This window comes from Paraburkholderia sp. SSBN10T (assembly GCF_056619545.1).
Genome location: NZ_JBWQQI010000029.1, coordinates 25138 through 37009 on the forward strand (window position 1 = coordinate 25138; position 11872 = coordinate 37009).

7 protein-coding genes are annotated in these 11872 nt (G+C 54.2%); 6 read left to right on the forward strand and 1 reads right to left on the reverse strand.

Annotation, left to right across the window (positions count from 1 at the left end; all coding sequences use genetic code 11):
- The first annotated feature begins 891 nt into the window (after nucleotides 1–891).
- Nucleotides 892–1113 carry a hypothetical protein gene (locus AC1ECK_RS31845; RefSeq protein ID WP_480326457.1) on the forward strand — a complete coding sequence of 74 codons (222 nt, stop codon included), beginning with the start codon at nucleotides 892–894 and terminating at the stop codon, nucleotides 1111–1113.
- A 2113-nt stretch (nucleotides 1114–3226) separates the two neighbouring features.
- On the opposite strand, the gene AC1ECK_RS31850 is transcribed toward AC1ECK_RS31845, so the two are convergent.
- Nucleotides 3227–4210 (reverse strand): class I SAM-dependent methyltransferase, encoded by a 984-nt coding sequence (locus AC1ECK_RS31850; RefSeq protein WP_480326459.1) that lies wholly within the window; start codon nucleotides 4208–4210, stop codon nucleotides 3227–3229.
- A gap of 1446 nt (nucleotides 4211–5656) precedes the next feature.
- Here AC1ECK_RS31850 and AC1ECK_RS31855 point away from each other — a divergent pair.
- The 5 genes from AC1ECK_RS31855 (at nucleotide 5657) to AC1ECK_RS31875 (ending at nucleotide 11809) form a co-directional block, all read left to right on the forward strand.
- Complete coding sequence (locus AC1ECK_RS31855; RefSeq protein ID WP_480326461.1) at nucleotides 5657–5983, forward strand: hypothetical protein; 327 nt, start codon at nucleotides 5657–5659, stop codon at nucleotides 5981–5983.
- 119 nt (nucleotides 5984–6102) lie between these two features.
- On the forward strand, nucleotides 6103–7494 hold the full coding sequence (locus AC1ECK_RS31860) for a B12-binding domain-containing radical SAM protein (protein ID WP_480326463.1): 1392 nt from the start codon (nucleotides 6103–6105) through the stop codon (nucleotides 7492–7494).
- Nucleotides 7495–8298: 804 nt separating this feature from the next.
- Nucleotides 8299–9546 (forward strand): dienelactone hydrolase family protein, encoded by a 1248-nt coding sequence (locus AC1ECK_RS31865; RefSeq protein WP_480326465.1) that lies wholly within the window; start codon nucleotides 8299–8301, stop codon nucleotides 9544–9546.
- 1 nt (nucleotide 9547) lies between these two features.
- Entirely contained in the window at nucleotides 9548–10528 is a 981-nt protein-coding gene (locus AC1ECK_RS31870) for a biotin synthase BioB (protein ID WP_480326467.1), read from the forward strand.
- 12 nt (nucleotides 10529–10540) lie between these two features.
- Nucleotides 10541–11809, forward strand: a complete 1269-nt coding sequence (locus AC1ECK_RS31875; protein WP_480326469.1) for an MFS transporter — start codon at nucleotides 10541–10543, stop codon at nucleotides 11807–11809.
- Nucleotides 11810–11872 lie beyond the last annotated feature (63 nt).

The window sequence follows — 11872 nt, forward strand, 5'->3', positions numbered from 1 at the left end:
CACGCCGATCTTGACATCCTTGAAAGCGCGTATTTAAGGCGGCGATAGTCGCACGGAGCGCGAGGAAGGCATGCGTTTCAGCATCGTGCCCATGCTGTGACTGCCAAACCAATTCAGTGTTCGTGATTCGGAATAAGTCCCCACGACGGTAGGCGGTCGCGCTGGTTCAAGCAGGGACCGAGAGGTACCGACGACTCTTGCTTTCGGTCGGTTGACGCAGTCGGTGAGCGGTTAAGCGCAAACACGCAAACGGCTTCTCTCGAATCGCACTAGCAGAGGCACTTCGCAAGAAAGTACACGGATCCGATTCAGAGCATTGAGCGTTTGTGCACCTCGGCAATTGCAAACTAGACTTCATATAGTCTTTCTTGTGCCGGGCACCATCCGTGATCACAATTGCGCTTGTCGCGTATGCATATGACTATTGACGCGCGGGCATGTGATCGTTGACGCTAGCCGGAAGACAGGAATTAACCGCGGACGCGCCGACCGGGGATGAAGAAATGAGGGATTCAGGGGTTCATATACAACTCGAACCGCTAGCGACCGCCATCGCCTAGTCCCACTAAATGCCCGCAAGTACAAACATTGCTGAGCCCTCGTCATTGTTAAGCTATATGAATCGGAATGGCGGGGGGGCATGAAGTCCGTGCAACGTCCGGGTGAGCGCGATCGAGCAGTAGCAGCCTTACATAAATATGCCAACTGCATAGCAAACCCCAGCACACCGCATAAAATAAATATGCCAAATAAATATTTTAGCCATTGTAATAATAGGATATAAATGGGCCAGGGGAGATATTTATTAAAATTTGCTTCTGCGGAATTATTTTCGTAACATTAGCTTAGGTCAGGTGTGGAGTGACTTCACCTCAAATTTAAGGAGCATCTATGAGCATGTTTGCAGACGCGGTACGCGAGGTGCTTGACGGTTCCTATATTAATTACGATGGGCTGACAAACGAGCAAGCTGAACTTCTAGCGGAGGATGCGAGCAAGAGAAATTATGTGGGATCGCATCAAATCCTGGTAAACCACGCGGAAGAGATTCCCATGAGCGTGATGGTTCGTTTGCATAAGGCGATTGCCTTTCGTCATATTTCAGAAATCTAAAATCCTGTAACCAAGGCAAGTAGCTTTGTCTAATCGTTTATAAGAGCAAAAACAAAGATGCCATGAATTTTCCGATAAGGTTTGTGCGTCTGCCCGGACGCGTAAATTGGCATTTGCCAATTGATGCCAGCGCTTTAAAATTAGAAGAGATCGGTTACAGTCGCTGAGGCGCGACGAACGGCTGGGCGATTCGTGCCGCCGCGAGCAGTCTGGAAGACTTATGAAAGGTCCTACCGCAACTAAGCTGAGCTAGCGAGAGAAGCGCCGGTCTGCACATTCGGTCTAGGGCGGCCGCAAGATGAGCAGGCAGAGCGACGCAGCCTTCCAAAAGGCTGCGCGCCTAGGCGCCATGAGTCCGATGCTAGACCCGCACAACTTGATTCGTTAAAGCCGTTTCTGCGCCGCGCGGGGCCAAGAAGCATTTTGAGCGCAAACAGCCCAACCCATTTCGACAGGCCGACCTCACCAGCCGCTGCGAGCAGTTGCAGCGGCGACGATACCATCCTTGACGGTACCGAGCGACATCGCGCTACCTTAGGGCTATCAATACTCTACTGCTTGCCTCTGGGCAATGATCGTCACGAGGCAGGTAGCCTTCGGGCACTTGTTTGAGCATACTGACTGCCACTACGCATCGATACGATTGAAGGTGCGCTGTCGGGGACACCCGACCCCGCAGCGACTCATGCGCTTACGGCGGAACAGATTCGGCTTGGTATCCGGATCAGCTATGGCCGCTCCTTGGCATCCGCAAACCAACGGCAAAGACGAATGGCTTCACCGCTCGTTGAAGGCCAAAGCTCAAAACAGCGCACCGCGGCCCAGCTCGGGGACATTTCTAGCCGTGCCACCGAACCGGAAACGGTTCGGATCACTGGGTCATGGGGATGAACTCAAATGGTGAGACGCGCCTTGAAGAACCTCAGGCGGAAAGTCCCAAAACTCTGGAGGGACTCCCAGTAACTGCACAGGCCACGGAAATGCAGAGGACAAAGCATCTGAATTCTGGTGAGCCCATCACCGCATCACACCGTCCGACCTCTGAAGCGAAACAAAGGAGACCATAAATTATCAGCTATGTCCTCACATATGCGCCAATCGTGTGCCCAGATCGTCCCGACACACAAATTGAAGATGGTCAGTCATCTAGAAGTGCGACGCCGAAAAATGAACAAGGTTGAAATTGATGCGAATATGATCGCCATTGCGATGTTGACGACCGGAGTCGGCAGCTCCGTTAAAAACCGATCGATAAATGGAAGCAAAAATATCGGGCGCATGCGCTGCCTCAATGATTCACTAGTTCAAAATTGTCTGCCATACCGGCACTCCAGACTGAAATTTTTATATGCCTAAATTAAGTGCCAACCCGTGCGCTGTCCAACCTCACTCGTCTTGGCTTACACAACTAGCCCTCGTCGCGCGCTGCTACCCGTAGCGTCAGGTGCAGACAATGCGTATATTTTTAGTCATCCTATCGATGCCCTCGTTCGAAGCCACGTAAATTGATTCTTGACTTTAGCGTTGCCCGATTACCTAGACGGCGATCTGCTGAGTTGCTCCTGCAACACGCCCTAAAGAAAAATTCACGAAATATTACAAATTCATTCCAAATTGACCAATAGGACCTATAACAGTCGAGGGAAAAATCATGTGTTTCAAAGTAAGCAACTCACGACGTGAAAGTCTTCAAGACGACGCCGCAGCAATATAAATTCATCCTGAAATTAATATAGAAAAAATTACGAGTCAAGTTCAAAACAGCGTACTGCTAGAGCAACCCCTCTATACGACGCTTGAAAATTTCGTTGGATACAATTAGGTTAACGCACACGTTATGAACATCGAGGCTAAACATGTATCGAAAGAGAGCTATGCTTATCGCATTTATGCTGTTGGCATTGTTTCTTGGTAGTTCTATTGCAAGAGCGACGGCATTTAGTTGCGATCCGAACGATCCATACACGCAAAGCGACCCGGCTTGCGAGCACCACCATTGATTTCTTGCTTAGGGACAGTGCACCGCTGTCGTGAGCGGCATTGCGCAAGCGGTCGCCGCTCGCCACCGGCCGCGAGCTCCCCCAGGGCCGAATTTATCTGAAAGTACCCACTGTCACGATTTCTGGCCGGACACTATGTAGGTGCCGGGAGCACGCAGCAGAGGTATAGGCTTTAGTAGTGTAAGGCCGGCCTCGAATTGCCAGGACTGGATCTCTGAGATGGCCCAAGTGCCAGCAGCGCTCGAAGCACCAAAGAAAAGATCAGTTAGAGATCCTACCCGTCGATCTCTACGCCCAGCTTCCGAGGACGCTCCAATGGCGACCTGTTCCCAGATCGCAAGGACACCACCTGGTCTTAAAGCACGGGCGCCGCGTTGCACCAAGCTACGATTCTGCTCCACCGTCAAGTGATGAGCAAGCTGCGCCACGAGCACCACGTCATACTGCGCTTCACCGAAATCCGCGTTTGTGGCGTCGCCAGCGAGATGGCGCACGCGCTGACCCATCCCCCGTTCCGCGAGCAAAGGGGCTGCTGCCTCAATTGCCTCCGGCAAATCGAAAACAATTGCGGAGAGTTCCGGATGCCGCAGACACATCTCGACCGAATATCGTCCATGGCCGCCACCAATATCGAGCATATGACGTGGTTCGTTGGGCGTCGGTAGCTTGGATGCGGTTTCCTTGGCAAGCGCAGCCGCCATTGATTCCATAGCGCGTTGGTAGCGCTGCCATCCTTGCGAATCGAAATGGGCATGAAAATCGAAACCCTTGCCAGACTCGAGATAGGTCTCGTAATGGTTTACAGCGTTCCAATTGTCGTAATTGAAGAGAACAAACGGCGCTAGAGAATCTGGCGCGCTCGAGACGAGCCAACGTTGTGCGGTTGGTGACAGGTGGAATCGATGGAACGCGTCGTCGACCGGTTCGACGTAGCCGGCAGTGGCAAGCGCCTGTAGAAGCTTTGCGGTAGCCGTGGGGTTGAGTTTTGCAGCTTTAGCTAGCTCTGCCGCCGATTTAGCCTCCTCGGCCAACAGATCGAAGATCCCGAACCTCGTCGCCGCCATCACCGCACGCACCTGAGAGATGGCGAGCAGCATGTCCATTATCGGCATCGGCGTCAAATTGGGCTCGATTGTTTTTTCGACCGAGACATCTGGCACAGTTCTGACTCGCATAAACGTCCTATACGGGCGCCTCCCGTTTGCGAATGATCTTGAGTGATCCGACATAACAGGACGACTCGCGCTTATGTCTGTCCCGTTGCAGCCAGCACCGCCGCTGCGGATTCCCTATGGAATCCGCTGACTCGCACTCCAATTCGCCAAACCTCAGAGCGTTTTCGCTTATTCAGGTTTAGCGAGTCCCGGTCCGACCTCTCCTGCCGTCACCTTCGATATACCAACGCAACCTTTCGACGCTCCGTCCTGTAGAAAGTTAATGTCGCACACAACGTTACCCAACGATGCGAGCTTAGCGCTCATGCGCTCCTTCTGGCGGCGCTCGCCACAAGACTGTGCGAGCTCGTCCAAATTCGTAAGTCCACTTGCCACAGCCCAGCAGCGCCCCCCATAGGGTTCACCATGTTTACTGATTATTACGATCACACAGCTTGGGATAGGACATCAAGTGCTCATCGTACTTCAGGTTGGTGTATTGCTGAACTTCAACATACACACCGCCGCCTGATCGAAACTAATATTACACATTTGGCGAGGCGGTTGAAGGGCGGAAAATAATAGCGATGCTTGCCGGGTCACTTCCCATTGACTCCCATCTACATCGCCTGACAACGCTCCACACCGACCTCCACAACACTCTTGCATGTGCGCTTGCGGGAATCGAGATCATTCCTTTGACTGCTCATTGACTGTCCTCAAATCCATTGTCGATTTTGCCGGACCTGCTTTATCAGGCCGGTTACTTCACCGCCGGCGCACTTGGCCGCCTACGCCACCGTCTGCTATCTGCTCCGCGGTGCATATCTTCCAATGACAACCGGGCGATCCATCTACTCAAACTAGTACGCATTGCACGCGATCTGTCGACCGACTATATGATCCTTGGCGTTCGCACGGGCGCCCGTCGGAACCACTCGGCATAGCGCGACCAAGCAAACCCAGCTTGGCACAGCATGTTTTTTAATGCGCTTGGCTAGTTGTACGGACAGATTATTCACACAGCTGCTCGTTCAAACCCACATCTCGTTGGACGTCACCCGAAATATGCCAATTGAGTAGACAGCCGTATATGCCAATTGGATAACTTTCTCTGTATGCCGATCGAATAGATTCGTTGGCTGCACTTGCAACCAGATCGGGTTTGTTTTTGTTGCGCTTGCAACTTTTCGATATTTGTTAGTAGACTGATCCAGTAGTTGCATGCTTACGCCTTCCGCTAATGAGATAAGCATGTAGGACTACGTAATTATAGGAATGCCGTTAAGTTATTGAAAGTGTGGCGAAGGCTTTTGTGAAGGTGAGCATGTGATTCACGTGGTACGGAATGATTTGGCAGTTGGAATCAATTCAACCAAGGAGAACACGATGTCTGAAGTAACTCTATCTGATGCAACTCGCTCCCTAACCCAACCGCAGTCCTCGGATGCAGCACAAAAAAAGCGCGCGGAAGATGCTGCACACGCGCTTGAGGCAATGGTTGCCCTCCTCAATGGGGATAGCGGATTTTCGGAAAAATTGGCGACAAATCCGCGAGAGGTACTAAGTGCCGCCGGCATAGTCCTCGATAAGGAAGCAGTCGAATGTTTGTTGATCCATGATCCAGACCGCTTCGATCGGGTCTGCGATCAACTCTTTGAAAAACTTAGCCCAGACGTCCTCAACATGTACGTCGCGAACTCGTGCGACGATTAGCATAGCTTCCAACCATCACGAGGTCAGTAAATTACGATAGTGAAAGAGGCAGTTGCGGTTCGGATAGGCAGTAGCTGTTCCGACGAGATGGCTTGTCTAAATTAAATGGACTCTCAGGCATGTCAAGAGTGCTTCTTATTAATCTATCGAGCCTGCCGATGCCTGGGAATGAACCGATCTTCCCGATCGGAGTTCGCTGCATCGAGCAGGCACTTCAGCGCGTGGGACACGATGTTCGGTTGCTTGACTTCGTCGAGAACCCGGCTGCGATCGACGATTGGAGTTGGGCCGGACAAAGGTGGGATGTCATTGGCTTTGCGATGCGCAACATAGACCCAATCGACCTCTCCTGTGAAGGGCATGTCGACGCTTATGCTGACTTCGTTAGGCGGGTAAAGGAAACGGTGGGGCCGGGGGTAGTGCTGGTCGGTGGCGGCCCGGGTTTTAGCCTCTTTGCCGAAAGCCTGACACAGTTACTTGCGTTGCACGTCGGTGTCCGCGGCCCAGGTGAAGAGGTGATGATCGAGATAGCGAGCAACCCGCAGCGGTACAAAGGGGGGCGAGCGGTCATCGACGGACGCCGATACGAAGGCTTCGTCAACGATATCCTTACTCACCCTGACAGCCTCATGCGGGCATATGCCGTCGATCGCCGTGCAATGATTGGCGTGGAAACCCGTCGAAAAACCTGCTTCCAACGGTGTATCTACTGTCCGTACGCTTATATTACCGGCCAAAACTCCGGTGACCAAAAGCCGATCGAGATTCTTCGTGCCGAAATCTCGGGGATCTACGCTGCCGGATTTCGCCGTATCTTCTTCACCGACAGTATCTTCAACAGCGGAATTACCTACGCGAAACAGATCGTCCGGTTACTAGCGGAGCAACTGTGGCCGGGGTTGTCGTGGGGTGCGTATTTCGCGGCTAGGCCGTTCGATAACGAGTTTGCAGCCCTCCTGGCGCGAAGCGGGGCCGAATCGATCGTAGTATCACCCGATAGCCTCGACAACGAACTTATGGGGCGGCTCGGGAAGAACTTTGATCTAAAGGCCATGGATCAATTTGTCGAAACTTGTCGGCGGCACGAACTTCGCCTCATGGTCAATGTCGTCTTCGGCGGCCCCGGCGAAACACGACAGACCGTTGCCAACACGGTTAGATACATCAATACAGCGCTCGACGTCGGCGAACTCTCGATGCATTTCGGTTTCCGCATACTGCCACACACCGCCCTCTCGGCCGAGACGACGCTAGGCGAGGACGAACTTCTCTACCCGGCGTTCTATCCGTTTGACCTTGATCTGTTTCAATGGGTTATCCATGATCTGGAGCCAAGGTTCGTTACCACGCAACGCTTAATGAACCTCCTCGCAGGTCGAGCTTCGATGCGGCGCATGGAGAAAATCGGAGCAAGCGACACGCAGATTAATCCTACTGGGACCCCTCGGTTCGTCGCTATGAGCCGAGTCCGCCCCCCTAAGGTTATCACCCAAATTACTCTTCACAAATGACCGAGATCCGTGCATTGGGAGTTGCGGATCTCGACCGCCTCACCGACTTCTTCGTCTCGAGCGGTCATCGGCGCGAAACGTTATCGTTGGAACTGGCCAAGCCAGACACGTTCATCTGGATGGGGTTGTTCGATGAGAGAAGCGGCGCTCTGATGGGCGTGCATCGAGGCATGAACTTCGGTGGGTACCTCCTGCTTAAGGGGGTTACGGTGGCCCACGAATGGCGTGGCTCAACCGCAGCGCTCCGCTTGGCGTTAGGACTTATTGAGCGCGCTCGGTCCTGTGGGTGGCTCGGTGCAGCCGTTTGGATTGAGCCTTCGAAGCGGTCACGATTTTTAGCGGCGCGCCTGCGGATCGCGAGCCGAGGCCCCTTAGTACATCGCTATGTCGTGCCTATCCCTGGCATTGATTCGAGTGCGGAGAAGCCGCTTCCACCTCAAGTCTCTGGAATCCTCACTCTAGGAGTGTCCATTGCCCCTATGGTGCCGGACCTGTTGATGTTAGACGCTGGACGCGTCGCTTGGGTGCTGGACAAACAGCGATTCGTCCTTAGCGGAAACCCATGCATTGCCCCGTCGGCACTTCCAGAATTGATGCACGCGCTTCAGCCGCTTGTCCGGGGTGTTGGTGCTACCTCACTGGAGATTCCAATCCTAGCTGCGGACATGCTGTCCGCGTTAGGGATGTTGTCACTTGGGGCGAAGCGTCTAAGTCGCACACAAGTACAACTCGGGGTGCGATCTTTTAACGAAGCTACATCGCAAGTTCTGACTCCCTGCCCCGCCGTCGGTAACAAGTTAGCACATGGTTAATCGATCCGTAGCCGACGTCCGGCGCATTTGCCTCGCCTCGGATGTACCGACCGCTGCTTCAACGCTTCAAGATTGGGGGCTTGACGCGACCGACACGTGGAACCTTCTGCGTGAGGTCAATGGAGATTGCGCCACCCCAGGACATACGACCGTCACGCTGACGACCTCGGATGGGCAGACAACCGACATGCTGGTTTACGTGCCGGAGCATGACGCCAGGAAGCGTCTGGGCGCCTTGGTGTTCTTGCACGGTGCAGGAGGCAACGCTCAGCAGATTGCTGCCATGACCCGCGGATTGGGGGACGCGTCTGAATCGGTCGTGCTCTGCCCGACCGCCACGACATCGTCGACCTCTAATCCCAATGATGACTTCGATCTGGGCAGCGTCCTAGCTCGCCACCTCCGTCGTCCCCGCTGGCAATACGGAGCGGACAACGTTCCAATGATTGCTCTACGCTGGGCGCGACGGCATTTGGATGTCGACCCCAACCGATGTTCAATAGCTGGCCACTCCATGGGTGCTGTGGCGACATGGAATCTTGCTGCTCGGTTCTGGCCTTGGTTGTCGGCCGCTGCGCCGATAAATGGGACCTTATCCATTTGGGAACGTTTTGGTCCGGATCACCAGGCGGCTGCGATGCTAGAGAACCTGTTGAATATTCCCGTTCTCTCGTTACACGGAAACGCCGACAAAAGGATCCCCATCGAGTTGGAACGTGAAACCATTGCCCGCCTGCAGAGTGCAGGACATCGGAACGCAGGGATAATCAGCGTCGACGGAGGTGACCATCCCCTCAGCACTATGAACATGGCAACGGGCGCGCCGCACTATGACGCTTTAGGAGCGTGGCTGGCAGCGCAACGTCGCAAGGAGTGGCCCGGCACCGTTCGGCACGAAGTCATGCATCTCTCACACGGTAGAGCACACTGGGTCGAGATCACCAAATTGCTAGATCACAACGGGCCGGCCAAGATCGTAGCCCGAGTCGTACGGCGGCACAGAGTCGAATTGGAAACGACGGGCGTCTCCAAGTTGAAGCTGTACTTCCACAGTCAAATATTGGACCCTGGCGAACTGACGATAGTGATCAACGGAAACGCCTATCTATACCAATTCGAACCCAAATTGATAACTTTCATTGTTTCGTATCGGGCAACGTTGGATACCTCCATGGTGGCCGAGGATGTCATCTTGCTAGATGTTGTCGAGCATAAAATTTCGATTGAAGAGGAAGACTAAATTGAGTATCTACTCTCAACTACCGCAGACACTACAAGCGCGCGGCCAAGCTCAGGATGAACTTTTCGCGGCGGCCCGCTTTACGAGGCGACTCAGCTTAGGCGATGAGATCACCTTACGTGGCGTAATTGAAGTCACCAATGTGTGCCGAGTCAATTGCGACTACTGTCCTATGCGGCGCGATAACACACGGCAGAATGCGCGCTTTCAGCTCACCGAGGACGACATAGTCCGGCAGGCAGAGACGATCGTAGAGTCTGGCATAGGCGTGATTTTGATACAGGGCGGTGAAACGCCGACCATTCTTGGTGCGGTCGAAGCAGCGGTACGCCGGATCACGGCACAGCACAGAGGTGTGGAGATCATTCTCAACTTGGGGAACTTCTCCCGCGACCAATATGCGCGACTGCATGAAGCCGGAGCCGGCAGCTACATCCTGAAACATGAAACGAGCGATCCCACTCTCTTTCAGTCACTTCGCCACGAGCCTCTGGACGAGCGTCTGCGCTGCATCCGTGATCTGGTCGAACTTGGATTTAAAGTTGGAACTGGGATTATCACCAGCCTTCCGGGCCAAACAATTGAAAGCATAGCGGCGGATCTAAGACTTGCCGGAGAGCTTGGCGTTCACATGTGCAGCGTGAGCCCCTTCGTACCGGCCCCCGACACGCCGATGCAGTCGTTGCACGTAGGGGACAACGATCTCGCATTGAACGCTATCGCGTGTTTGCGTCTGCTGTATCCCCGTATCCTGATTCCGTCAGTTAGTGCGTTGGAGCGCACCAGCTCGGGAGGCCAACTCCGCGGAGTGGAAGCCGGAGCCAATGTCATGACCATTAATTTCTCGACACTCGAGCAGCAACGCAAGTATCTCATTTACGGAAAGGACCGATTTGTCGTCACCGCAGATCATGTCCGGTCCATCGTGAGTGCGGCCGGACTCCGCGTAAAGCCTATATCAGAAATCGCCGATGCCGAATAGGAGTGTCACCCTATGATTTCAAAAGTAACTTCGGGTGGAGAGACCCGAGCGCCCGCATTTCGGTGGTTCTGGCTCGCCAATTTGGCAATCCAGATCGGCGGACGCGCATGGGCGCTAGCGCTACCGGTCCTCGCCATCCAATACCTCTCGGCCGACAGTCGCCAGGTGGGTTACCTAACCGCGGCGGAAACAGTAGGACCGATGCTGTTAATGCTACCCGCGGGTGTGTGGATCGATCGAATGTCCAAACGGTACGCGATGATATTCTCGGCGGTGAGTCGTGCCTTACTTATTGCGACTGTCCCAGTTATATGGGTAAGTGGCTGGCTTGGTATGCCCTACCTCTACGTCATTGCCTTGTTCGTAGGCGTGGTGAGTCACTTCTACAACATTGCCTACCAGGCCTACATACCACTTCTCGTCGGATCCGCCGGCAGCTATCGCGCCAACTCCCTACTCACGACGTCGTCCAAAGCGGCCGACGCAGGCACTCCTATCGTGATTGGCTTCGCGATGAAGTTGATTAGTGCACCCATCGTGGTTCTTCTGGATGCGGTCGGATACCTCGCCTGCGCGGTGATCCTGATGCGCGTACCGCATAAAGAAGAAGCGCGCGCTGACCGAAAGAAACGCAGTCTGCGGCAGGAGATAATGGAAGGCTTTCGGTTCGTTTCGTCCGAACCCGCGTTACGCGTCATTGCATTGGCTATTGTCCTGTCGAACTTCTTCGCCACTGCGATCAATACGCTGACGCCTATCTTGGTGCTCGAGACCCTGCACCTCGGACCGGCTGGGCTAGGTGTCGTCTACTCATCGATCCCAGCGGGGGGCTTGGTGGGCGCACTACTCCTCGGACCAGCGAGAAGCAGGTTTGGTATTAGCACTGTTCTCACAGGCGGGTTAGTCATCGCAGCGGGATTTTCGATACTGACGCCAGTTGCGGCAAGTCTGCCGATCAACGACGCGCGGCTAGGGCAAGTGGTATTGATGGTTTCGATGTTCGGTACGGCCTTCGGCGGCGTTATGTTTGCCGTTTCCCAGATCAGCTTACGCCAGATGTTGTGTCCCAAGGACTTGATGAGCCGCGTTAACGCGACGATGCGGTTCGTTGTTTGGGGCACGATGCCCCTCGCTAGCATGACGGCTGGACTAAGCGCACATATATTCGGACTTGCACCGACGATGTGGATTTCCGCGCTGGGGGCGATGGCCACGGTGCTTCCGATCCTCGGCGTCTCCCGACATGTCCCATCACAGGTCGATAATGCAGCCAACGCTTAACGTTGATACCCGAACCGGGCTGGCTGAGTCGGTATTCCGGGCGGGTGCGCGACTACGCGGCAG